Here is a 23,764-nt window from a genome sequence, read left to right as displayed (position 1 = left end):
TTCCCGTCAGCTGCTTAACGCAGGTTAACCAGCGTGTTAAGGATCTGATCCTGGGTTTTGATGGTCTGCGCGTTGGACTGGTAGTTACGTTGCGCGACGATCATGTTCACCAGCTCTTTACTCAGATCGACGTTAGAGGCTTCCAGCGCGCCGTTGGTCAGCGTGCCGAAGTTACCGGAACCCGCAGTACCCAGCAGGGCAACACCGGAAGACTGCGTGGCAGACCAGACGTTGTCCCCTTCGGATTTCAGGCCTTCGTTGTTGGCGAAGTTTGCCAGCACGATCTGGCCCAGCACCTGGGTCTGTTCGTTCGAATAGTTACCGACAACGGTACCGTCATCGTTGATCTGGTAGCTCACCAGATCGCCCGGCTTATAACCGTTCTGGCTGGTCGCCACGATGTTGTTCGCACCGGTATTCTGTTGCATGGAGTTGGCGAAACTCATGTCAAACGTGGCTGGCGTCGCGCCCGGAACGGTGCCCGTTGTGATCTTGATATCATCGCCACCCGTCAGCACGCCGCTCGCGTTAAAGGTCAGCGTGGTTGCCAGTTTCGCGGCATCTCCCGCTACGCTGCCGTCCTGGGAATACACCTTCCAGGAGTTAGCTGGCGTCGCGTTTTTGACATAGAACAGGTTCATGTTGTGCGCATTACCCTGGCTGTCAAACACCGTCACGGTGCCTTTCTTGTTGTAAGAGTCAGGGTTGGCCGGGTCGAAGGCGACGGTTGGTGCGGTATCGGTGGAGTTCAGGTTGATCTGCTGAGAGGCCGTGGTGGTGGACTTCGCCGCCATCAGCGTCGTTGGGATGGAGATCGCCTGCGGATTCGCACCGGTTTGCACCGTAGGCGGCGTGCCGGCAACCGGATAACCGGTTAACTGAAGCCCCTGCATGTTCACCAGGTTACGGTTTTCATCCAGCTTGAACTGGCCGTTGCGGCTGTAGAACACGGAACCGTTGGCATCCACCATACGGAAGAAACCGTTCTGGCTGATGGCGACGTCCAGACCGCGACCGGTGTTGGTGGTCGTCCCGTCGGTGAAGTCCTGGGTGATACCCGCCACCTTCACGCCCAGGCCCACTTTAGAGCCTGCAAACATATCTGCAAAAGACGCAGAACCGGATTTAAAACCATAGGTCGCGGAGTTGGCGATGTTGTTGCCAATGACGTCCAGGTTGGTGGCCGCAGCATTCAGGCCGCTGACCGCTTGAGAAAAGGCCATGACTTACTCCTGATAAGTATGAAGGCTTAGATAATCTGCCGAACTTCGTCGAGTGTGGTGGTACCGGAGGTACCCAAATCCAGTTTGTTACCATCGCTACCTTTGATGACGCCCTGAACCAGGGCAAACTGTAGCGGCTGAGCCACCAGCTGAGTGGTGCCGTTGCTGGCGCTAATCGCAACCTGATACGAGCCGTTAGGCGCTTTAGTGCCGTCGGTCAGGCTGCCATCCCAGGTAAAGGTATGAACGCCCGCTTTAAGCTCGCCAATCTCAATCGTGCGCACCACGTTGCCGCTGGCGTCTTTGATGGTGGCGGTGACTTTGTCGGCCGGCTGCTGCAACTCAACGCCAAACGGCGTCGTGGTGGTGGTGGACGTGCCATCGGTAGTGCTGGTGCCCGCCAGAATCGTGGTCCCCGGGATCATCACCCCGTGACCGATCAGGTTGGCGGCCTGCAAGGACTGGCTGTTATCGATTTGACCGGAGACCGAGCCGAGCGTGGTGTTCAGTTTCTCAATGCCGCTGACGGTACTGATCTGCGCAAGCTGCGTGGTCAGTTCGTTGTTCTGCATCGGATTGGTCGGGTCCTGATTTTTCAGCTGCGCCACCAGCAGGGTCAGGAAGCTGCTCTGTAAATCGGAGGCATTGCTCCCGGTGAGAGAGCTGGAACCGGTCGTACTGCTGGTGCTATTGACGCCGGTATTTGTCGGGTCATTCACGTTTACGGCGATGGACATGCGTGTCTCCTTTACTGGCCGAGTGTGAGTGTTTTGAGCATCATGCTCTTCACGGTATTAAGCACTTCGACGTTTGCCTGGTAGCTGCGCGACGCGGACATGGAGTTCACCATCTCCCCGACCACATCCACGTTCGGCATTTTCACGTAGCCGCTGGCATCCGCGAGCGGGTTGCCTGGCTCGTAAACCAGCTTGTCGGGTGCCTGGCTCTCAACCACGTCCGCCACTTTTACGCCGCCCGTTGCCGTACCCGGTGCAGCATCAACCTGGAAGACAACCTGTTTAGCGCGATACGGTTGCCCGTCAGGGCCGGTCACGCTGTCGGCGTTGGCCAGGTTACTGGCGGCCACGTTCAGTCGTTTAGACTGCGCCGTTAATGCCGAACCGGCGATATCAAAAATATTCAGCAAGGCCATTTACTAATTGCCCCCCTGTAGGACGGTCATCATGCCTTTAATTTGCCCGCCGAGTAGCGTCAGGCCTGTCTGGTATTGCAGGCTGTTATCGGCAAACTGTGTGCGCTCCCGGTCCATGTCGACGGTGTTACCATCAAGCGAGGGCTGATCGGGAATACGGTAAAGCAGGTCGGTCGTTGGCGCGGTCATCGCCTGAGCGGGAATATGACGTGAGGATGTCAGGGCCAGTGAGACACCCGTTCCTTCGGCACGTCCACGCTCCATCACTTTTTTGAGTTCACTGGAAAAATCAATATCGCGCGCCTGATACCCGGGGGTATCCGCGTTGGCGATATTGGCGGCTAAAATCTCCTGCCGCTGGGCGCGTAAATTGAGCGCTTCCTGCTGAAAACGTAACGCGGCGTCGAGTTTATCGAGCATGTCTCCTCCGCTGATGAGAAAATTTCAGTTCACAGCTTAAATCTCAAGGCGTCTCCCTTATCGACGGAATAAGCGCAAAATGCGTCGCTATTTGTTGCGTTGATGGAAAACCACTGCGGGTAGAATTTGCTTAATTCTGGACATGGTGGAACGTGCGATGCGGACTTTTAAACGTGGCCTGGCGGCGACCCTGTTGCTTTTGAGCCCTCTGGTGCAGGCGGAGGGGTTAGAGGACCAGCTCAATGCATTCTTTGCGCAGAAGCTGGCCGGTTTCAGCGATGACGTACGCGTGACCGTGCGCACCCCGCCTAACCTTTACCCTTCCTGCGAAGCCCCGTCATTTAGCGTGACCGGCAGCACAAAGTTATGGGGTAACGTGAACGTGCTGGCGCGTTGCGCCAATGAAAAACGGTATTTACAGGTTGCGGTACAGGCGACGGGCAATTATGTTGTCGCCGCCGTTCCGATTCCGCGAGGCAGCCTGCTGCAACCTGACAGCGTAACGCTGAAGCGAGGCCGTCTGGATCAGCTTCCACCGCGGACGATGCTGGACATTAACCAGGCTCAGGAGGCGGTCAGCCTGCGCGATGTCGCCCCTGGACAGGCGATACAGCTATCCATGCTGCGCCAGGCATGGCGGGTGAAAGCGGGACAACAGGTGATGGTGGTCGCCAATGGCGAAGGGTTTAGTATCAACAGCGAAGGAAAAGCGCTGAATAATGCCGCAGTGGCGCAAAATGCCCGGGTCAGAATGTCCTCAGGCCAGGTGGTCAGCGGCACGGTCGGTCCTGATGGGAATATTCTGATTAACCTGAAATCTTTTTAAAGATTTCGCGGCGACTGCCGATAAATATTCAACAAATGATGATGTCAGGCGCAAACGCCGCGAACCCTCGATGAGGACAACACTATGAGCATTGATCGTACATCAGCCCTGAAGCCGGTTAGCACTGTACAACCTCGCGAAACGAATGAGGCTGCCCCGCAAAAAACGCGTCTGGAAAAAACGTCGACGGCTAACAGCACCAGCGTCACGCTGAGCGATGCGCAGTCGAAGCTGATGCAGCCAGGCAGCAGCGATATCAACATGGAACGTGTTGAAGCGCTGAAAACGGCTATCCGTAACGGCGAACTGAAAATGGATACCAGCAAAATCGCTGATGCGCTGATTCAGGACGCACAGAGTTTCCTCCAGAGTAACTAACCGTATGAGTCGACTGTCAGAAATACTGGATCAGATGACGGTGGTCCTGAACGACCTGAAAACGGTGATGGATGCCGAACAGCACCACCTCTCTTCTGGTCAAATCAACGGCAGCGCGTTGCAACGCATAACTGAAGATAAAAGCTCGCTGCTGGCGACCCTGGATTATCTGGAAAAACAGCGACGCGCTGAGCAAGACGCGAAACGCAGCGCCAATGATGAGATCAACGAACGCTGGCAGACCATTACAGAAAAAACCCAGCATCTTCGCGATCTCAACCAGCATAACGGCTGGCTGCTGGAAGGTCAGATTATCCGTAATCAGCAGGCGCTTGAGGTGTTAAAGCCCTATAAAGAGCCGGGTCTGTACGGTGCGGATGGTCAGACGGCCACGGCACGTATCACGGGCGGGAAAAAGATTTCGATTTGACGCAGTAGCGGCACGTCATGAAGCGGGGAGCACCTTCTGGTGACTCCCCTTTTGACGTTTATACCGTGCGGCGGGTGAATTCTTTCACCTTGAAGCCAAGCACCGCCAGCGTGGCAAAGTACGCCACCACCCCGACCGCCACCACGGCCATCAGACGCATCAGGCGGTAAGGCATGGTGCCCTGCGCCCATTCAGGCATGACATACAACATGCCAACCAGCGCAGCCGCCATCACCACTACCGCGATCGCCAGACGCAGCAGGAAGCTTGCCCAGCCCGGCTGCGGTGTGAAGATATCCTGCTTGCGCAGCTGCCAGTACAGCAGCCCGGCGTTCAGACAGGCCGCCAGACCAATCGACAATGACAGCCCCGCGTGTTTCAGCGGTCCAATAAACGCGAGGTTCATCAGCTGCGTCATAATCAGCGTCACAATGGCAATCTTAACCGGCGTTTTGATGTCCTGACGTGAATAGAAACCGGGCGCAAGCACCTTCACGACGATCAGCCCCATCAGCCCCACCGAGTAGGCTACCAGTGCACGCTGGGTCATGGCGGCATCAAAGGCGGTGAATTTTCCATACTGGAACAACGACACCGTCAGCGGTTTTGCCAGGATCCCCAGCGCCACCGCGCTTGGCAATGCCAGCAGAAAACAGAGACGCAGTCCCCAGTCCATCAGGCGGCAGTATTCATCGTGGTTGCCGCTGGCGAAACTTTTCGACAGCGACGGCAGCAGAATAGTCCCCAGCGCCACGCCCAGCACCCCTGATGGAAACTCCATCAGACGATCGGCGTAGTACATCCAGGACACCGAGCCCGACACCAGGAAAGAGGCGAAGATGGTATTGATGATCAGCGAGATCTGGCTGACGGACACGCCGAGTATCGCCGGTCCCATCTGTTTAATAACGCGCATTGCGCCCGCATCTTTGAAACTAATGCGCGGCAGAACCAGCATGCCGATCTTTTTCAGGTGCGGAAGCTGGTAAGCAAGCTGTAACACCCCGCCGACGGTCACGGCCCAGGCCAGCGCCAGCACCGGTGGGTTAAAATGCGGCGCGGCGAACAGCGCAAAGCCAATCATGCTGACATTAAGGAACGTGGGGGCAAAGGCCGGCACGGAGAAGCGGTTCCAGGTATTCAGGATGGCACCCACCAGCGACGCCAGCGAAATCAGCAGAATATAGGGGAAGGTTATCCGCAGCAGTTGCGTCGTCAGGGCAAATTTATCCGCCGTGTCGGCAAAGCCCGGTGCCGTTACCATGATTACCCAGGGCGCTGCCAGCATGCCCAGGACGGTCACGATCGCCAGCGCCAGCGTCAGTAAACCGGAAACGTAAGCCACAAAGACGCGGGTGGCATCTTCGCCCTGCTTGCTTTTATATTCCGCAAGGATCGGGACAAATGCCTGTGAGAAAGCCCCTTCGGCAAAAATACGGCGCAGCAGGTTCGGCAGCTTGAACGCAACGAAAAAGGCGTCAGTCGCCATCCCTGCGCCAAAAACCCTTGCCACAATGGCATCGCGCGCAAAGCCAAGCACGCGGGAAAACATGGTCATCGAGCTGACGGCCGCCAGCGATTTTAATAAGTTCATTAACGTGAAGTTCCACAACCCTACGGATTTCCAGGACGGATAAGCGAAAGCGCCACCCGGCAAAGCCAACAAGCGGCGCTTAGTCTAACCGGATTTCAACGAATTACTATCGGCAGATGTTACAGCGAGTTATTCCGACATGGCTTCGCGCCAGAGTCGTTCCACGATGCGCTGCGCCAGAATGGCCTGCTCCCCGGACGTTTCAGGAACCGTCTGATTCTGCACGCAGGTGATGAAGTGACGCGCGCAGCCCACAAAGCCACGCTGTTCCAGGGTGCTCTGCCAGCCGGGAACGGGTAACGCAACCACGCCATTGCCCTTCTCTTCCCGCCACTCTCGCATATCGGTGACGTCATACAGCGCGCCATCCGTAACGGCCTGCACGGACTCGCGCTGGCTGCCCGCCCGACGATGCATGCTGGTCGTCACCTGCAAATGCTCAACGGCAAAATGATGTTCGGCGTAAACCATCTCACCCTGCTCGCTGGTCAACAGCGTGCCGCTTTGCAGCTGGGCTTTTCCGTTACTCAGCCACAGGGCCGTATCCACGACGTGGAGATAATCATCCAGCAGCGTGAAGCGCAGATCGTTCGGCCCCACGCTGTCGGTACGGTGCTTATCCATACGCAGAGAGGCGAACGAGCCGGACTGCGCTTTAAGCTGCTGATAGAGGGGCGCAAAACGGCGGTTGAAGCCGACCATCAGCGTCAGCTTTTTACGCGCGGCCAGCTCAATCAGTCGCTCAGCATCCTGTACATTTTCCGCCAGGGGTTTATCCACGCAGACGTGAACGCCTGCATTCAGCAACTCGCTCACCACCTGGTAGTGCGTCGCGGTTGAGGTATGCACAAATACCGCATCACATTCACGGGCTAAATCCTGTAGCGAACCGGCATAAGGGATGCGCCAGGTTTTGCAGATGCGCTCTGCTTTCTCGCGGGTGGGCGACCACGCCCCTTGCAGCGTCCAGTCTGACGCGGCGCCTAAAACGGGCAGCCAGGCTTTTTGCGCAATCCCTCCCAGCCCCACAACACCAATGCGTAAGGTTGTCACGATTAATCTCCCAGATGTGCGAGTAACGCATCCAGACGCTGCTTCAGCCCGGCAACCTCGTCTTCCAGGGCTGCCACGCGCGCGGTCAGGCTTTCGTTTGATGCTGGCGTGTCGGATACGACGGCCAGCGCAGAGGGCCCCACGTCGCCGCTAAACAGGTGCATGTAGCGGCTTTCACGCTTGCCCGGTTCGCGGGGCAGACGCACCACGTAGGGACCGTCCTCGCGTGAGGCTAATCCCTCCAGCGTCTGTTCAACGTCCTGCATATCCTGAAACTCATGCATGCGGGAGGCGCGTGTGCGCAGTTCCCCCGGCGTCTGCGCCCCGCGCAGCAGCAACGTGGTGATAACAGCCACTTCCGCAGCGCTGAGTTTTAAATCGCCAAATTCAGAATTACAAAAGCGCTGTTCATATTTAGTGACGCGGTTACCGAAGCCGCTGACGGTGCGCAGGTAGTGGCGCTTCACCAGCTCATCAAGGATATCCTGCACCTCGTGCTCGCCAAGGTTCATCACCGGCTCACGGTTCGTCTTCTGGTTGCAGGCCATCGTGACGGCATTCACGGACAGAGGATACTGTTCCGGCGTGGTGACCTGCTTTTCCAGAAGGCAGCCGATCACGCGCGCTTCGGCGCCATTTAACTGATATTTCATCTTTTCTCCTTAACGACCCGCGGTCCACTCCTGTGTGGTGAGCGCGGTGAGCACATGGTCCCGCCACTCGCCGTCAATCAGCAGATAATCTTTGGCATAGCCTTCTTTCTCAAACCCCAGGCGGGCCAGCAGATCGCCGCTGCGCTTATTGTGCGGCATGTAGTTAGCCATAATGCGATGGATATGTTGCGTGCGCTGCATGTAGCGAATCGCCGCCGTCAGCGCCTCAAACATGAGCCCCTGTCCCTGCCATTTCTGGCCGATGGAATACCCGAGATAGCAGGCGTGAAACGACCCGCGTACCACGTTTGAAAAATTGGCAATGCCAACGATCTCTTTCTCTTCCGGATCGAGAAGCGCGAAATAAAACGCACTTCCCTGTTTATGAAATTCCGCAATCATACTGAGGCGCGCCTGCCAGCCAGAGGGGTAGCAGTGGCTCTCGTCCCGAACGGGTTCCCAGGGTTTTAAAAACTGGCGATTCTCGGCGTAATAATCCGCCAGACGCCAGGCATCACGCTCATGCACCAGACGAACGACCAGCCTGTCCGTCGTCAGACGCACTTTTGGCACATTACTGCGATAGCCAAACATCGTTACCACTCCTTCCCGTCGCTTCTGCTCTGCCTGTTAGCTTTACTATACCTGTGCCTGCGCCTTCTGTGAAAACAGTGACATACCATTTTGATCGCTTTTCACATTTTTCGATGAGAACTCTCTATCAAAGCACCTTTTTGATAAAAAAATATTGTCGCCAGCGGGTATGGGAAAAAGCGCGGCGACACCGCAGAATGTTAGCGTGCTCACCTTTTATTTTCCCTGGAGGGAAAATGTCCCGCGTATCACAGGCCAGGAGCCTGGGTAAATATTTCCTGCTCGTCGATAACATGCTGGTCGTGCTCGGCTTTTTTGTCGTTTTTCCGCTTATATCAATTCGTTTTGTCGATCAAATGGGCTGGGCGGCATTGATGGTCGGGATCGCGCTGGGTCTACGCCAGTTTGTACAACAGGGTCTGGGCGTGTTTGGCGGCGCAATAGCTGACCGCTTCGGCGCGAAACCGATGATCGTCACCGGCATGCTGTTACGTGCGGCGGGATTCGCCACCATGGCAATCGCTCATGAACCCTGGCTGCTGTGGTTCTCCTGTTTCCTTTCCGGGATTGGCGGCACCCTTTTCGACCCACCGCGTACCGCGCTGGTGGTTAAGCTTATCCGTCCGCAACATCGGGGGCGCTTCTTCTCGATTTTGATGATGCAGGACAGCGCTGGCGCGGTGGTGGGCGCCCTGCTGGGAAGCTGGCTGCTGCAATACGATTTCCGCCTGGTTTGCGCCACCGGCGCGGTGTTGTTTATTCTCTGCGCGCTGTTTAACGGTCTGTTTCTGCCCGCATGGAAGCTGTCGACGGTGAAAGCGCCTGTGCGGGAAGGGCTTGACCGTGTGTTGAGCGATAAACGCTTCGTCACCTATGTATTAACCCTGACCGGCTACTACATGCTCGCCGTGCAGGTCATGCTGATGCTGCCCATTATGGTTAACGATATTGCCGGCACGCCGGCAGCGGTGAAATGGATGTATGCCATTGAGGCCTGCCTCTCACTGACTCTGCTCTATCCAATTGCCCGCTGGAGCGAGCGCCGTTTCCGGCTTGAGCACCGTCTGATGGCCGGGCTGTTGCTGATGACGCTGAGCATGATGCCCATCGGTCTGGTAAGTTCGCTTCAGCAACTGTTTATGCTGATCTGCACCTTCTATATTGGCTCAATCATTGCCGAGCCAGCCCGTGAAACGCTGAGCGCGTCACTTGCCGACGCCCGGGCCCGGGGCAGCTACATGGGCTTCAGCCGTCTCGGGCTGGCGCTTGGCGGCGCGCTGGGTTACACCGGTGGCGGCTGGCTGTTTGATGCCGGAAAAGCGCTCCATCAGCCGGAGCTGCCGTGGGTCATGCTCGGCATGGTCGGCTTTATGACGCTGATTGCCCTCTGGTGGCAGTTCAGTGATAAACGCAGCACCCGCGGGATGCTGGAGCCTGGCGCCTGACCTCTTGCATTATCAGTTTTTTCTGCTGGTTTCTGTAGGATCACCCTGACATACTGGCGTATCAGGACAGATGCGCCGATTTTATGTTGAGGAACGCCATGAAAAAGATCGTTATTGCCGCTGCGTTAATTGTCAGTGGTCTGCTGGTGGGATGTAACCAGCTTACGCAGTACACCGTCAGTGAGCAGGAAATTAATCAGGCGCTGGAAAAACATAATAACTTTTCAAAAGATATCGGCGTGCCCGGCCTTGCGGATGCGCATATCGTCCTGACGAATCTCGCCAGCCAGATTGGTCGCGAGGAGCCTAACAAAGTCACCCTTTCCGGCGATGCCAGCCTCGATATGACCTCGCTCTTCGGCAATCAGAAAGCGGATATCAAGCTGAAGCTCAAGGCGCTGCCGGTCTTTAATAAAGATAAAGGGGCAATTTTCCTGCAAGAGATGGAAATCGTCGATGCGGTTGTGACGCCGGATAAAATGAAACCGGTGCTGCAAACGCTGATGCCGTATCTCAACCAGTCGTTGCAGAACTACTTTAACCAACAGCCTGCCTATGTTCTGAGCGAAGACAAAAGCAAAGGTGAATCTCTGGCGAAAAAATATGCCAAAGGGATAGAGGTGAAACCGGGTGAAATCATCATCCCTTTCACCGACTAAATACTCCGGGCGCTCAGGCGCCCGTTTTTTTTAACGGAATAGTGTGCAAACGAAAACGTTTCCGCTTATGATTTGTGTCCGGCAAAAACAGCCATCTTATGACTGATCTCTTTCAAGCCGGAGCTTCCATGACTGTACAATCCCAGGTTCTCAAAATCCGCCGCCCAGACGACTGGCATATCCATCTTCGTGATGGCGACATGCTGAAAACCGTCGTGCCGTATACCAGCAAAATTTATGGCCGTGCGATTGTTATGCCTAACCTGGTTCCGCCAGTCACTACCGTCGAGGCCGCGATTGCCTATCGCCAGCGTATCCTTGACGCCGTTCCGGCCGGGCACGATTTTACCCCGTTGATGACCTGCTACCTGACGGACTCGCTGGATCCCAATGAGGTTGAGCGCGGGTTTAACGAAGGTGTGTTCACCGCCGCGAAGCTCTACCCGGCGAATGCCACCACCAACTCCAGCCATGGGGTGACCAGTATCGACGCCATCATGCCCGTTCTGGAGCGTATGCAAAAACTGGGCATGCCGCTGCTGGTGCACGGGGAAGTGACCCACGCTGACATTGATATTTTCGATCGCGAAGCACGTTTTATCGAAACGGTCATGGAGCCGCTGCGCCAGCGTCTTCCGGGGCTGAAAGTGGTGTTTGAACACATTACGACTAAAGATGCCGCAGAGTATGTCCGGGATGGAAACGAGCTGATTGCCGCCACCATCACCCCGCAGCACCTGATGTTTAACCGTAACCACATGCTGGTGGGCGGCGTTCGCCCACATCTGTATTGTCTGCCGATCCTCAAGCGCAACATCCACCAGCAGGCGCTACGTGAGCTGGTCGCCAGCGGCTTCCCGCGCGCGTTCCTCGGCACAGATTCCGCCCCGCATGCCCGTCACCGTAAAGAGGCGAGTTGCGGCTGTGCAGGCTGCTTTAACGCCCCGACCGCCCTGGCAAGTTACGCAACCGTGTTTGAAGAGATGAATGCGTTAGACCATTTCGAAGCCTTCTGCTCCCTTAACGGCCCGCGTTTCTACGGTCTGCCGATCAATGACACGTTCATTGAGCTGGAGCGCAAAGAAAGCCAGGTTGAAGCGTCGATTGCGCTCACCGACGATACGCTGATCCCCTTCCTGGCCGGTGAAACCGTAAACTGGACGGTAAAACGCTAAAAAACTGTCGCCCCCTGTTGTCAAACCGACAATATAACTGTATAAATAAACAGTATATTACACAGGGGGCATTTATGCGTATTGAAGTCACCATTGCCAAATCCACCGTCCTGCCTGCTGGCGCACTCGACGCTCTGGCGGGTGAACTATCCCGACGTATTAACAGCACTTTTCCTGAAAACGATGGCGCCGTAACGGTACGTTATGCGACAGCAAACCATCTTTCCGTCATCGGCGGTGCGAAAGAAGACAAAGAACGCATCAGCGAAATTTTGCAGGAAACATGGGAAAGCGCCGACGACTGGTTCATCACTGATTAAAATTTGCTCCCTCATTGTGTTTTTTGCCGGGTCGCCCCGGCTTTTTTTCGTTTCGTCTCCTGAAAGTTCAAAATATTTCAGCATCTTCTTAGAAAATCGTGAACAAGATGGCGTTTTATTGTTCGAACAATCCTAAAAAGCAGAAAAATGTGTTGCTACCCGTTTATTTTTTCCTGCTGAACCCTTATTAATTGATATACTGAAATTGCTTTCAGAAAAACATGCATTGAACCTCAAAGTCGTTGTCTTCTAACACGCATTAAGGGGGTTATAATGGAAAAGAATAGTGAAGTGATCCAGACCCATCCGCTTGTTGGCTGGGATATCAGCACCGTAGACAGCTACGATGCGCTGATGCTGCGTTTGCACTACCAGACCCCAAATCAGCTAAACCGTGATGAAGCGGAAGTTGGACAGACGCTGTGGCTTACAACAGACGTCGCCCGTCAGTTTATCTCTATTTTGGAAGCAGGCATCGCAAAAATAGAATCTGGCGACTACCAGGAAAATGAGTATAAACGGCATTAATCTTACGCCTCTTCACTCAACAGGCACCCTCGCGGTGCCTTATTTATTTCGTTCTTGTATAAGCCTACATAGTTAATTACTCTGCTAACAAAGCGTTAGTAAAGAGAAGCCTATGAAATACGATTTGATCATTATCGGAAGCGGCTCCGTAGGATCTGCCGCCGGTTATTACGCCACGCAGGCGGGTCTGAATGTGCTGATGATTGACGCCCATCGTCCCCCCCACTCTGAAGGAAGCCATCACGGCGATACCCGTCTGATCCGTCACGCTTATGGCGAAGGTGAGCGCTATGTACCGCTGGTGCTTCGGGCTCAGACGCTGTGGGATGAGTTGGCTGCCCTCACCGAAGAACGCATTTTTGAGCGCACCGGGGTCGTTAACCTGGGGCCAGCCAGCTCCACGTTTCTGGCGACCGTCGAGGAGAGCGCGAAAGCCTACCGCCTGGACGTCGAGCGTCTGGATGCGAACGGCATCATGGCGCGCTGGCCGGAAATTTCTGTCCCTGAAGACTACATTGGGTTGTTTGAAGCCAACTCTGGCGTACTGCACAGCGAAACGGCCATTAAGACCTGGATTGATCTCGCCGCCAAAGCGGGCTGCGCACAGTTGTTTAACTGTCCGGTCACGGGCATCACCCACCATGCCGGGGGTTCAACCGTCACCACGTCTGAAGGTGATTATACCGCCACGCGTCTGCTGGTGAGTGCGGGAACGTGGGTGACGAAACTGCTGCCGGACCTGCCCATCCAGCCGGTGCGCAAAGTCTTCTCCTGGTTCCAGTCTGACGGGCGTTACAGCAGTCAGAACAAATTCCCGGCGTTTACAGGCGAGTTACCTAATGGCGACCAGTTCTACGGTTTCCCCTCGGAAAAAGACGCGCTCAAGATTGGCAAACATAACGGCGGGCAGGTAATTTCCTCTGCGGAAGAACGCAAACCGTACGGCGCTTATCCGCAGGATGGTTCCGAAGCCTTCACGTTCCTGCGTAATATCCTGCCGGGCGTAGGCGGGTTGCTTTACGGCGCAGCGTGCACCTACGACAACACCCCGGATGAAGACTTTATCATCGACACCCTGCCGGGGCACAACAACACCCTGCTCGTAACCGGGCTCAGCGGTCACGGGTTTAAATTTGCCTCTGTGTTAGGTGAAATCGCCGCCCAGTTTGCTCAGGGGATCGCGCCTTCGTTTGATCTCAAGCCCTTCGCGCTCTCGCGCTTTGATCGATAATACCTCTTCAGGCTCCGAGTAACCGGGGCCTGTTTAGCGAGAGGGGCATGATGCGCAGACTGGTGAATTACCTTATCAATAACATCCGCGAGCATTTCATGCTCTACATTGTTCTTTGGTCGCTACTGGCGATCATTGACGTTATCTATATTGTATTCTTCTGAACGTTCTCGCTGACGTTTATTGACACTCCTTTAAATTTATTTAACTTATATTTTTTTAAAAAACGTCACCTCAAATTTATTGAACGAAGCGATTGAAATACATTGCGGAAACACATTCAAATTCGCTGAAATAAATTAAATAAAATACATTATTCATTTTTTTCAGTTGCATTATTTATTTAACCCGTCCATTTTTATTGCTCAGTCATTTGAGAACGGAAATTCATATGCAATGGCGTAACTCGTCCCGTCGCTACGGAATAATATCCATGTGTTTACACTGGCTATTTGCAATTGCCGTCTATGCCATGTTTGGTCTCGGCCTCTGGATGGTGACATTAAGCTATTATGACGGTTGGTATCATCAGGCCCCCGAATTGCACAAAAGCATTGGGGTTCTGCTGATGATGGGTCTGGTTTTTCGCGTGATCTGGCGACATATCTCTCCGCCCCCTCCTGCGCCCAAAAGCCATGGCCGACTTACCCGCATAAGCGCTGTTGGCGCGCATATCGCACTCTATGCCCTGCTGTTCGCCATTTTGATCAGCGGCTATCTCATTTCGACCGCAGGCGGCAAACCGATCAGCGTATTTGGGCTTTTTGATGTCCCAGCCACGCTGGCTGACGCCGGTTCACAGGCTGACACCGCAGGTGTGGTTCATTTGTGGCTGGCATGGAGCGTAGTGATCCTGTCTGTCCTGCATGGCCTTGCGGCCCTGAAACACCACTTTATTGATAAAGACGATACGCTGAAGCGCATGCTTGGCCGTTCGTCAGTTGACTCTGGAGCATAAAATGAAAAAACGCCTGTTGGGTATCGCATTAGGTTCGCTGTTATTTACTACCGGTTCGGCCCTGGCCGCCGACTATAAAATTGATAAAGAGGGCCAGCATGCCTTCGTCAATTTCCGTATTCAGCATCTGGGTTACAGCTGGTTATATGGCACGTTCAATGATTTCGATGGCACATTTACTTTCGACGAGAAAAACCCTGCTGCCGATAAAGTGAACGTCACCATTAATACCAACAGCGTCGACACTAATCACGCCGAGCGTGATAAACATCTGCGCAGCGCTGAATTCCTGAACGTGGGCAAATTCCCGCAAGCTACTTTCGCGTCGACAGAGGTGAAGAAAGACGGTGATAAACTCGCTATTACCGGTAATCTCACGCTGAACGGCGTAACAAAACCTGTCACACTGGATGCCAAATTAATTGGACAGGGTGACGATCCATGGGGCGGAAAACGTGCTGGCTTTGAAGCCGCAGGCAAAATTCATCTGAAAGATTTTAATATCACCACGGATTTAGGCCCGGCATCGCAGGATGTAGAGCTGATTATTTCGGTGGAAGGCGTTCAGCAGAAGTCATAAAACAGGCCCGGCAGGCTTGTGAGCCGCCGGGCAGTGTTTTACTCCGGGTCCGGAATACCCAGTTTGGTATTCAGTCGGCCCCGGGATTTATTAAAGATCTTATTCCCGTTCTCGCGTCCGGCACGGCGACGACGTTGCTCTTCTTCAGGCAACATACTCTCTTCGCTGCACAGCTCGCTACAGCAGCCATTAAACTTCTCGGCGCATGCAGGGCACTGAATAAACAGCAGATGACACCCGTCGTTTTTGCAGTTGGTATGCGTATCGCACGGTGTTCCGCACTGGTGACAGTGCGCGATCACGTCCTCTGAAATTCGCTCGCCCATACGCTCATCAAACACAAAGTTCTTACCGATAAAACGCACCGGTAAACCCTGCTCACGGGCGCGGCGGGCATACTCGATAATCCCACCCTCAATGTGCCAGACTTTATTAAACCCGTTGTGCTTCATCCAGGCGCTGGCTTTTTCACAGCGGATCCCCCCGGTACAGTACATCACGATCTTTTTGTCTTTATGCTCCTGCATCATCTCAACCGCTTTCGGCAGTTGCTCGCGGAAGGTGTCGGCAGGAATTTCCATCGCATTTTCGAAGTGCCCCACTTCATATTCGTAGTGGTTACGCATATCGATGAACACCGCATCCGGATCGTCGAGCATCGCGTTCACTTCAGCGGCCTTCAGGTATTCCCCCACATTAGCAGCATTGAAGCTCGGATCGTCAATGCCATCCGCCACAATACGCTCGCGCACCTTCATGCGCAGCACCCAGAATGATTTACCGTCATCATCCAACGCAATATTCAGGCGTAAGCCGTTAAGCGCCGGATCAAACCCGTAAAGGAGATCGCGGAAGGCGCTGACCTTGCTTTCCGGCACGCTGATCTGCGCGTTAATCCCCTCACGCGCCAGATAGACGCGACCAAACACGTTCAGGGCGGTGAAAGCCTGGTAAAGCGCATCGCGGGTCGCCTGTGGATCGTCGATGGTGAAATACTTATAGAAAGAGATCGTTGTGCGCGGTTCGGTTTCGGCCAACATACGCGCTTTCAACATCTCATTCGAAACGCGGTTGTGTAACACTGGCATGGTGTACAAGTCCTGCAATCGTTGAGAAATAAAAATCGGTCGGCATGATATAGCAAACAAAGACAATTTACATCCACACAATTTACGCTACATTTCAGTCAATCTGATTAATCAGACTTAACATTTGCATATTCTTTCATGTTTCGATGACAGACATTTTGGCTATGCCTTAAAAAATGAGACAATAGCCTTTCAGGACGTTAGAACACAGGACAGACATGACCCAGTTACCGAAATTTACTGCCGCGCTTTTGCATCCCCGCTATTGGTTAACATGGTCAGGCATTGGCTTGTTGTGGCTAATTGTACAGCTGCCTTATCCCGTCATTTTCCGCATGGGTAAAGGGCTGGGTCGCATTGCTCAGCAGTTTATGAAGCGTCGCGCCAGGATCGCGTATCGCAACCTTGAGCTTTGCTTTCCTCAGATGAGTGAATCTGAGCGCCACGACATGGTGGTTAAAAACTTCGAATCTGTCGGCATGGGGCTGATGGAGACCGGTATGGCCTGGTTCTGGTCGGATAAGCGCATGGCGCGCTGGACGGAAGTGGCCGGGACCGGCATGGAGCCAGTGCATACTCTTCAGGCCAACCAGACTGGCGTCCTGCTGATTGGCGTTCATTTTCTGACGCTCGAAATTGGCGCACGCATGTTCGGCATGCAGGCGCCCGGTATTGGCGTTTATCGTCCTAACGATAATCCGGTGATCGATTTGATCCAGACCAACGGACGTATGCGCTCCAATAAAAGCATGATCGACCGAAAAGACCTGAAAGGGATGATCCGCGCCCTGAAATCAGGTGAAGTGGTCTGGTACGCCCCGGATCATGACTATGGCCCGCAATCCAGCGTGTTTGTTCCGTTCTTTGCGGTGGAAGATGCAGCGACGACCACCGGGACCTGGATGCTGGCGCGAATGTCCAAAGCGGCTATCGTGCCGTTTGTACCGCGCCGTAAACCAGACGGTTCAGGCTATCAGCTCATCATGCTGGAGCCGGAGCTCGCGCCACCGCTGATTGATGCGGAAACCACCGCCCGCTGGATGAACGGCGTTGTCGAGAAATGCATTATGCTCGCCCCGGAGCAGTACATGTGGCTGCATCGCCGCTTTAAAACCCGGCCTCAGGGCGTCCCTTCACGTTATTAATCTGCATGCGGCCATCCGGGCCGCATGTTGTTTTAGCTTTAAAAGCTCCCCGTCATTGCGGCAATCATACCCCGGGCGCATAATTAGCAGGCTTATTACCTCACTGGTCACGGTGCCCTGCACCTCATTATGCGGATAGTTATGTCCCCCACAGATGCTCCCATAAACTGGAAACGTAACCTGACGGTTGCGTGGCTGGGTTGTTTTCTTACTGGCGCCGCCTTTAGCCTGGTGATGCCTTTCCTGCCCCTCTACGTTGAACAGCTCGGCGTCACCGGACATAGCGCCCTGAATATGTGGTCCGGCCTGGTGTTCAGCATTACGTTCCTGTTCTCCGCCATTGCGTCGCCTTTCTGGGGTGGGCTGGCGGATCGCAAAGGCCGCAAAATTATGCTGCTGCGCTCCGCGCTCGGCATGGCGATCATTATGCCGCTGATGGGGATGGCGCAGAACGTCTGGCAGTTCCTGATATTACGCGCACTCCTGGGTCTGCTCGGGGGATTTATCCCTAACGCCAACGCCCTGATCGCCACCCAAATCCCGCGCCAGAAAAGCGGCTGGGCGTTGGGCACGCTCTCTACTGGCGGCGTAAGTGGCGCACTGCTGGGCCCGCTGGCGGGCGGGCTGCTGGCCGACCACTACGGACTGCGGCCGGTATTCTTCATTACCGCCAGCGTGCTGTTCCTCTGCTTCCTGGTGACGCTTATCTGTATCCGGGAGAATTTCGCGCCGGTAGCTAAAAAAGAGATGCTGCACGCCCGGGATGTACTGGCCTCGCTGAAAAACCCAAAGCTGGTGCTGAGTCTGTTTGTGACCACCATGATTATCCAAGTGGCCACCGGTTCAATCGCGCCTATTCTGACGCTCTATGTCCGCGATCTGGCGGGAAACGTCAGCAATATCGCCTTTATCAGCGGCCTGATCGCCTCTGTTCCCGGTGTGGCGGCGCTACTGAGCGCGCCGCGGCTCGGCAAGCTGGGAGACCGTATCGGCCCGGAAAAGATCCTGATCTGCGCCCTGATCGTCTCCGTCCTGCTGCTGATCCCCATGGCGATGGTGCAGTCTCCCTGGCAGCTCGGCATCCTGCGCTTCCTGCTGGGGGCTGCCGATGGCGCACTGCTCCCGGCCGTGCAGACGCTGCTGGTCTATAATTCCACCAACCAGATAGCTGGTCGTATTTTCAGCTATAACCAGTCGTTTCGCGATCTGGGTAACGTCACCGGGCCGCTGGTCGGTGCGGGGATTTCAGCCAGTTTCGGTTTCCGGGCGGTCTTTATCGTGACGGCAGGCGTCGTGCTGTTCAACGCCGTTTATTCGTGGCTCAGCTTATCCCGGGCGCTACGCCCGGGGCGAATAAGACAACATCGTGACGGCTAATTTTCGCATTCATACTTGCAAAATCACATAATCAGCTATTCTTTCCCTGAATACCTTCACGAAAAACAGGGAGACACCAATGACCATGTACGCCACGCTGGAAGAAGCAATTGATGCCGCTCGCGAAGAGTTCCTCGCTGATAATCCCGGCATTGAGGAAGAAGATGCTGACGTGCAACAACTCAATATCCAAAAATACGTCCTACAGGACGGCGATATTATGTGGCAGGCCGAATTCTTTGCTGATGAAGGTGAAGATGGTGAATGTCTGCCGATACTGAGTGGTGAAGGTGCACAGGCGGTATTCGACGGCGACTATGACGAAATTGAGTTACGTCAGGAGTGGCTGGAAGAAAATACGCTGCACGAATGGGACGAAGGCGAGTTTCAGCTCGAACCGCCGCTGGATACCGAAGAGGGTCAGGCCGCAGCGGACGAATGGGACGAGCGATGAGCTCCCGTTACTCGTAAGGGCCGTGACTGGCATCAATGGGCAGCAGCAGCGTGTCGAAAATCAGCGAAAACGGCAGATCGAGCACGGTGAGATAGCGCCATGCGGAATCGCGAACGTCCCACTGTACGCCGGGGTAGTATTGATTCCCGTGGCCCTGCCCGGGGATGGTGCGGCTGATAATGCTGCCGCAGCCGCTGAGCAGGCATGCCATCATGACGACAATGATTACTTTCATGTCTGACCTCTAAAAAAATACCGGCGATTAAGCCGGTATTTCATTTGGCGGGTGGCGCTTCGCTTACCCGCCCTACTTAACAACTTACTTCGCCTTCAGTGCCAGCGGATTCAGCTTAACGTCCTTATAGTAGTTCACCCACGAAGAGTATCTCTCCGGCGCGGACCACACGCGGTAGTGAAGCCGTGCCATCGTCACCGGATCGCTCAACAGCACCAGACGACGGTCGCGGTTAAGCTTTTCTGGCGTCTCGTTCAGCGCCTGCTCAACGTGGCGATCGCGGGCGATCTCCAGCACCTGGCTGGCGCGGTGACGCGCCGTCGCCATCGCGGTTGCCAGCGCGTTGAATGACGGGTTAAACACGGCGTGCATAAAGCCATCATCCAGCGTGCGTTTGCGGTTCTGCTCCAGATAGGTATCGGTATCCACCAGCACCTGCGGCGGAGAATACTCTTCCGGGATCAGGAACAGCTTCCAGCGTTTGGTACGCAGGCCCACCGTGGAACGGCTGGAGATCACCGACACAAACGGCGACAGGATCAGCGAGAAGACGATTGGCGCCAGCCAGAACAGGAAACGCAGATCCAGCCAGGCCATACCAACGGCCCACACCAGGCCCAGCAGCAGCTGAGAGCCGTGGCGCATAAAGGCCTCACTCCACGGCGTAGAGTCATCGTCACGCTGCGGTGAATTCCACACCACTTCCCATCCCAGGAACGCGCTCACCACAAACACCGTATGGAACAGCATACGCACCGGCGCCAGCAGGACCGAGAACAGCACTTCCAGCAGCAGTGAAAGGGTCACGCGGCAGAAACCACCGTACTCCTTCGAACCTTTGCACCAGATCAGAATGATACTGAGCAGCTTAGGCAGGAACAGCAGCACCATGGTCGACGCGAACAGCGCAATCGCCAGCTCCGGACGCCACTGCGGCCACACCGGGAACAGCTGGCGCGGTTGCAGGAAGTATTGCGGCTCCGTCAGAGCATGCACAACCTGCAACGCGGTCGAGAGTGCCAGGAACATAAACCACAGCGGCGCAGACAGATAGGACATAACGCCCGTCAGGAACACCGCACGGTGAACAGGGTGCATCCCTTTCACCAGGAACAGGCGGAAGTTCATCAGGTTACCGTGACACCAGCGGCGGTCGCGTTTGAGCTCATCCAGCAGGTTCGGCGGCAGCTCTTCATACGAGCCAGGCAGATCGTAGGCAATCCAGACGCCCCACCCTGCACGACGCATCAGAGCAGCTTCCACAAAGTCATGCGACAGAATGGACCCGGCAAACGACCCTTCACCCGGCAGCGGCGCCAGGGCACAGTGCTCGATGAATGGCTTCACGCGGATAATGGCGTTGTGGCCCCAGTAGTGAGATTCACCCAGCTGCCAGAAGTGCAGACCGGCAGTAAACAGCGGCCCGTAGACGCGGGTCGCAAACTGCTGGCAGCGCGCATACAGCGTGTCCATACCTGACGCTTTTGGCGAGGACTGAATAATACCCGCGTTCGGGTTGGCTTCCATCAGACGGACCAGCCCGCTCAGGCAGTCGCCGCTCATCACGGAGTCCGCATCCAGAACCACCATGTAGCTGTACTGGTTACCCCAGCGACGACAGAAGTCATCAATGTTCCCGCTCTTACGCTTAACACGACGACGACGACGGCGGTAGAAGATCTGCCCTTCCCCCTGCACCTCGGCAATCAGCTCCATCCAGGCTTTTTGCTCTGCCACGCAAATATCCGGGTTGTAGCTGTCGCTCAGGATATAGACGTCGAAATGCGCCGCGTTACCGGTCGCCTTCACGGACTCCCAGGTGGCACGCAGTCCGGCGAATACGCGGTCAACGTCTTCGTTACAGATAGGCATGATCAGCGCGGTACGGTGCTCAGGATTGAGGGGTTCATCCCCGACCGTCGACGCGGAAATGCTGTATTTGTCACGCCCCATCAGCAGTTGCAGGAAGCCCATCAGCGCCGTCCAGAACCCGGCGGAGACCCAACAGAACAGCACGGCGAACAGCAGAAGAATGCCGCTCTGTAAAATATACGGCAGCAGCTGCATGAAGGAGACCCAGATATCCTGGCCAATCATGTCAGCAGGGTTAATCAACGCCCAGCCCTGGTACGGCAGAATGGTTTTCATGTACCAGGTGGCGACAACCGTCTGCGCCAGCGTCAGCAGCAGCAGAATGTAACGACGAATCGTTCCTACGGTACGCCATTTCTGCTCGGAGGCCTGCTGTTCTTTGGTCAGACGTGACAGATAGCGCGGTGTCACGTCACGCCCACGCAGACGATCCCAGAAGCGGCCCACCGGGTTGGTGCGCCACGGATCGGGGAACATGGAGGAACGCGTGGCCTTCGGCATCGCCTGTAGCTGGTCACGCCCTTCGTCATCCTTGATTAACTGCCCTTCTGCCAGCGAGTCCGGCCATGCCTGCTCCAGACGTGCCTTCACTGACCCCAGCGGCGTATCATCATCACGGGAAAAATGACGATGTTCACCATCCAGCGCGGTGTGAACCGCGCGGATGTCGCTCGCAGGGAGCGCCGCTTTTTCAATGTCCGTCAGCGGCATGGCATCAATATATTCAGATGTATTATTCATTGGCAGGTAGCTGATAGCTCCAGGTTTCACTCAGCGGCTTATCGTTACTGACCAGCGCGGCGCGCATTTCAGTGGTCTGTTTCGGATCCTTCACCTTCACGCGCAGGGTCAAACGCCACCCTTTGGTGACCGGGTTGTACCGCACGGCGTTTTCAACGATTTCACCGTTATCGCCAATGCTGGCCTGTGCCGTCACGGCAGTATCCGGCGCCAGTTTTTTCATATCCTGCCCGGTGAAGTCCACGATAAATGCCAGCGTGCCATCCGGCTGACGAATCAGGTTGGACTGCTTCACGTCACCCGTTGAACGACGCGTCTGCATCACATACGCGTTATCCGGTGCGTGCAGCTTGTCTTCGTCACGGCTGAAGGTAATCGCATACTTGAAGTTCATCTCTTTACCGGCTTCAGGCAGCTGATCCGGTGTCCAGTACGCCACGATGTTATCGTTGGTTTCATCGTTGGTTGGAATTTCAACCAGCTCAACCTTACCTTTACCCCAGTCGCCTTTCGGCGTAACCCAGGCGCTTGGGCGCAGATCGTAGCGGTCATCCAGATCTTCAAAGCGGGAGAACTGACGGCCACGTTGCAGCAGACCAAAGCCCTGCGGGTTTTCCATCGCAAAGCTGCTGACCGCGAGGTGTTTCGGGTTGTTCAGCGGACGCCAGATCCACTCGCCGTTACCGGCATGGATGGAGAGGCCATTGGAATCATGCAGTTCAGGACGGAAATTGGTCGCCGGAGATGGCTGGTTCGGCCCAAACAGGAACATACTGGTCAGCGGTGCAACGCCCAGTTTGCCCACTTTATCGCGCAGGTAAACTTTAGACTGCACGTCAACCACCGTGTCACGCCCTGGCATGATCACGAAGCGATAAGCGCCGGTCGCACGAGGGGAGTCCAGCAGCGCATAAATTGTCAGACGTTTGTCGGTTGGTTTTGGACGTTCGATCCAGAACTCGCGAAAACGTGGAAATTCTTCACCTGATGGCAGCGCGGTATCAATTGCCAGACCGCGCGCAGAAAGCCCGTACACCTGCCCCGCGCCAATCACGCGGAAGTAGCTGGCGCCAAGCATGCTGACGATTTCATCGTTTTTATCTTTGCTGTTAATCGGATAAAGCACCTTGAAGCCTGCGAAGCCGAGGTCTTTCACCGTGTCTTTATCGTGTTGCACATCGCCAAAATTGAAGTAATCCGGGCTGTACTTGATTTTGCGTACCGCGGTCGCCGTCACTTCATTGATGGCAACTGGCGTGTCGAAGTACATACCCTGGTGGTAAAATTCAAGCTTGAACGGGGTTTTAATATTGTTCCAGTACGCTTTATCGTGATTGAACTGGATCTGCTGATAGTCCGCGTATTTCATGTCGCGGAAAACGGAGGGCAGGTTACTTTTTGGCGCTTCGTAGCTCTTGCCCGCCATCGATTTTGCCTGTTTTGCGACATCATCGATATTAAAGGCCAGTGCAGATGAGGTATACAGTGACAACAGCACTGCTACACCCAACCAACGCATTTTCATCATTTGTGGTTTATGTTTCATAATAAGTAAGCACTTCCCCCTTTGTGTGCTTATATCGATCCGATCCATTTTAATGGAAACTCAGGCAATCCGACAACATTATCACT

At 55.0% G+C, this 23,764-nt stretch carries 27 protein-coding genes; 15 read left to right on the top strand and 12 right to left on the bottom strand.

The window, feature by feature from the left end; genetic code table 11:
• Positions 1 to 14: 14 nt before the first annotated feature.
• Genes flgE through flgB form a run of 4 tightly spaced genes read right to left on the bottom strand, consistent with a single transcriptional unit; the run spans position 15 to position 2,796 of the window.
• Positions 15 to 1,223 (bottom strand): flagellar hook protein FlgE, encoded by a 1,209-nt coding sequence (gene flgE / locus O1724_RS08985; RefSeq protein ID WP_003857992.1) that lies wholly within the window; start codon positions 1,221 to 1,223, stop codon positions 15 to 17.
• 26 nt (positions 1,224 to 1,249) lie between these two features.
• A complete protein-coding gene (gene flgD, locus O1724_RS08980) occupies positions 1,250 to 1,960 on the bottom strand; it encodes a flagellar hook assembly protein FlgD (RefSeq protein ID WP_023315808.1) in 711 nt (236 codons plus the stop codon).
• A gap of 11 nt (positions 1,961 to 1,971) precedes the next feature.
• Positions 1,972 to 2,376 carry a flagellar basal body rod protein FlgC gene (flgC, locus tag O1724_RS08975; protein WP_058652263.1) on the bottom strand — a complete coding sequence of 135 codons (405 nt, stop codon included), beginning with the start codon at positions 2,374 to 2,376 and terminating at the stop codon, positions 1,972 to 1,974.
• 3 nt (positions 2,377 to 2,379) lie between these two features.
• Complete coding sequence (flgB, locus tag O1724_RS08970; protein ID WP_003857999.1) at positions 2,380 to 2,796, bottom strand: flagellar basal body rod protein FlgB; 417 nt, start codon at positions 2,794 to 2,796, stop codon at positions 2,380 to 2,382.
• Between the two features lie 157 nt (positions 2,797 to 2,953).
• On the opposite strand from flgB, the gene flgA reads away from it, so the two are divergent.
• The 3 genes from flgA (at position 2,954) to flgN (ending at position 4,430) form a co-directional block, all read left to right on the top strand.
• The gene (gene flgA / locus O1724_RS08965) at positions 2,954 to 3,622 is read left to right on the top strand and encodes a flagellar basal body P-ring formation chaperone FlgA (RefSeq protein ID WP_126296691.1); all 669 of its coding nucleotides are present in this window, start codon (positions 2,954 to 2,956) and stop codon (positions 3,620 to 3,622) included.
• A gap of 84 nt (positions 3,623 to 3,706) precedes the next feature.
• Positions 3,707 to 4,000: a flagellar biosynthesis anti-sigma factor FlgM gene (gene flgM / locus O1724_RS08960; RefSeq protein WP_003858002.1), complete on the top strand. Its 294-nt coding sequence runs from the start codon at positions 3,707 to 3,709 to the stop codon at positions 3,998 to 4,000.
• Between the two features lie 4 nt (positions 4,001 to 4,004).
• A complete protein-coding gene (gene flgN, locus O1724_RS08955; protein ID WP_003858003.1) occupies positions 4,005 to 4,430 on the top strand; it encodes a flagella biosynthesis chaperone FlgN in 426 nt (141 codons plus the stop codon).
• Positions 4,431 to 4,488: 58 nt separating this feature from the next.
• Here flgN and murJ read toward each other — a convergent pair whose 3' ends face one another.
• From murJ to rimJ, 4 genes are all read right to left on the bottom strand, one after another.
• Positions 4,489 to 6,024: a murein biosynthesis integral membrane protein MurJ gene (murJ, locus tag O1724_RS08950; protein WP_003858004.1), complete on the bottom strand. Its 1,536-nt coding sequence runs from the start codon at positions 6,022 to 6,024 to the stop codon at positions 4,489 to 4,491.
• A gap of 129 nt (positions 6,025 to 6,153) precedes the next feature.
• Entirely contained in the window at positions 6,154 to 7,077 is a 924-nt protein-coding gene (locus O1724_RS08945; protein WP_023315806.1) for a Gfo/Idh/MocA family protein, read from the bottom strand.
• A 2-nt stretch (positions 7,078 to 7,079) separates the two neighbouring features.
• Complete coding sequence (locus tag O1724_RS08940; RefSeq protein ID WP_126296692.1) at positions 7,080 to 7,730, bottom strand: YceH family protein; 651 nt, start codon at positions 7,728 to 7,730, stop codon at positions 7,080 to 7,082.
• A 9-nt stretch (positions 7,731 to 7,739) separates the two neighbouring features.
• Entirely contained in the window at positions 7,740 to 8,324 is a 585-nt protein-coding gene (gene rimJ, locus O1724_RS08935; protein WP_003858007.1) for a ribosomal protein S5-alanine N-acetyltransferase, read from the bottom strand.
• 236 nt (positions 8,325 to 8,560) lie between these two features.
• On the opposite strand from rimJ, the gene mdtH reads away from it, so the two are divergent.
• From mdtH to O1724_RS08890, 9 genes are all read left to right on the top strand, one after another.
• Entirely contained in the window at positions 8,561 to 9,769 is a 1,209-nt protein-coding gene (mdtH, locus tag O1724_RS08930) for a multidrug efflux MFS transporter MdtH (protein WP_003858008.1), read from the top strand.
• A gap of 98 nt (positions 9,770 to 9,867) precedes the next feature.
• Positions 9,868 to 10,428, top strand: coding sequence for a lipoprotein (locus O1724_RS08925; protein WP_003858009.1), 561 nt, complete (start codon positions 9,868 to 9,870; stop codon positions 10,426 to 10,428).
• A 128-nt stretch (positions 10,429 to 10,556) separates the two neighbouring features.
• Positions 10,557 to 11,603, top strand: a complete 1,047-nt coding sequence (gene pyrC / locus O1724_RS08920; protein WP_126296693.1) for a dihydroorotase — start codon at positions 10,557 to 10,559, stop codon at positions 11,601 to 11,603.
• A gap of 74 nt (positions 11,604 to 11,677) precedes the next feature.
• Positions 11,678 to 11,923: a DNA damage-inducible protein I gene (gene dinI, locus O1724_RS08915; RefSeq protein ID WP_003858011.1), complete on the top strand. Its 246-nt coding sequence runs from the start codon at positions 11,678 to 11,680 to the stop codon at positions 11,921 to 11,923.
• 273 nt (positions 11,924 to 12,196) lie between these two features.
• Complete coding sequence (gene bssS, locus O1724_RS08910; protein ID WP_003858012.1) at positions 12,197 to 12,451, top strand: biofilm formation regulator BssS; 255 nt, start codon at positions 12,197 to 12,199, stop codon at positions 12,449 to 12,451.
• Positions 12,452 to 12,563: 112 nt separating this feature from the next.
• Positions 12,564 to 13,682, top strand: coding sequence for an N-methyl-L-tryptophan oxidase (gene solA, locus O1724_RS08905; RefSeq protein WP_063944690.1), 1,119 nt, complete (start codon positions 12,564 to 12,566; stop codon positions 13,680 to 13,682).
• Between the two features lie 50 nt (positions 13,683 to 13,732).
• Positions 13,733 to 13,846 (top strand): YceO family protein, encoded by a 114-nt coding sequence (locus tag O1724_RS08900; RefSeq protein WP_003858014.1) that lies wholly within the window; start codon positions 13,733 to 13,735, stop codon positions 13,844 to 13,846.
• Positions 13,847 to 14,073: 227 nt separating this feature from the next.
• Entirely contained in the window at positions 14,074 to 14,640 is a 567-nt protein-coding gene (locus O1724_RS08895) for a cytochrome b (protein WP_479983966.1), read from the top strand.
• Between the two features lies 1 nt (position 14,641).
• Positions 14,642 to 15,220, top strand: coding sequence for a YceI family protein (locus O1724_RS08890; protein WP_022650779.1), 579 nt, complete (start codon positions 14,642 to 14,644; stop codon positions 15,218 to 15,220).
• A 38-nt stretch (positions 15,221 to 15,258) separates the two neighbouring features.
• Here O1724_RS08890 and trhO read toward each other — a convergent pair whose 3' ends face one another.
• Positions 15,259 to 16,308, bottom strand: coding sequence for an oxygen-dependent tRNA uridine(34) hydroxylase TrhO (trhO, locus tag O1724_RS08885; protein WP_003858018.1), 1,050 nt, complete (start codon positions 16,306 to 16,308; stop codon positions 15,259 to 15,261).
• Positions 16,309 to 16,526: 218 nt separating this feature from the next.
• Between trhO and O1724_RS08880 the strand changes: the two genes are divergently transcribed.
• From O1724_RS08880 to O1724_RS08870, 3 genes are all read left to right on the top strand, one after another.
• Positions 16,527 to 17,453, top strand: coding sequence for a Kdo(2)-lipid IV(A) acyltransferase (locus O1724_RS08880; RefSeq protein ID WP_003858019.1), 927 nt, complete (start codon positions 16,527 to 16,529; stop codon positions 17,451 to 17,453).
• A gap of 141 nt (positions 17,454 to 17,594) precedes the next feature.
• Positions 17,595 to 18,830 (top strand): multidrug efflux MFS transporter MdtG, encoded by a 1,236-nt coding sequence (gene mdtG / locus O1724_RS08875; RefSeq protein WP_479983965.1) that lies wholly within the window; start codon positions 17,595 to 17,597, stop codon positions 18,828 to 18,830.
• 79 nt (positions 18,831 to 18,909) lie between these two features.
• Positions 18,910 to 19,284, top strand: coding sequence for a MysB family protein (locus O1724_RS08870; RefSeq protein ID WP_003858026.1), 375 nt, complete (start codon positions 18,910 to 18,912; stop codon positions 19,282 to 19,284).
• A 7-nt stretch (positions 19,285 to 19,291) separates the two neighbouring features.
• On the opposite strand, the gene O1724_RS08865 is transcribed toward O1724_RS08870, so the two are convergent.
• The 3 genes from O1724_RS08865 to mdoG all read right to left on the bottom strand — a co-directional run bounded on the left by O1724_RS08865 (position 19,292) and on the right by mdoG (position 23,678).
• Positions 19,292 to 19,519, bottom strand: coding sequence for a YceK/YidQ family lipoprotein (locus tag O1724_RS08865; protein WP_003858030.1), 228 nt, complete (start codon positions 19,517 to 19,519; stop codon positions 19,292 to 19,294).
• A gap of 84 nt (positions 19,520 to 19,603) precedes the next feature.
• Positions 19,604 to 22,132, bottom strand: coding sequence for a glucans biosynthesis glucosyltransferase MdoH (gene mdoH / locus O1724_RS08860; protein WP_015570846.1), 2,529 nt, complete (start codon positions 22,130 to 22,132; stop codon positions 19,604 to 19,606).
• Positions 22,125 to 23,678, bottom strand: a complete 1,554-nt coding sequence (gene mdoG, locus O1724_RS08855) for a glucans biosynthesis protein MdoG (RefSeq protein ID WP_015570847.1) — start codon at positions 23,676 to 23,678, stop codon at positions 22,125 to 22,127. The genes mdoH and mdoG overlap by 8 nt, the downstream gene beginning before the upstream one ends.
• Positions 23,679 to 23,764: the final 86 nt, after the last annotated feature.

Source organism: Enterobacter cloacae complex sp. HYC074_NIDB (genome assembly GCF_056673345.1).
This window is presented reverse-complemented; position numbering and strand designations above follow the sequence as displayed.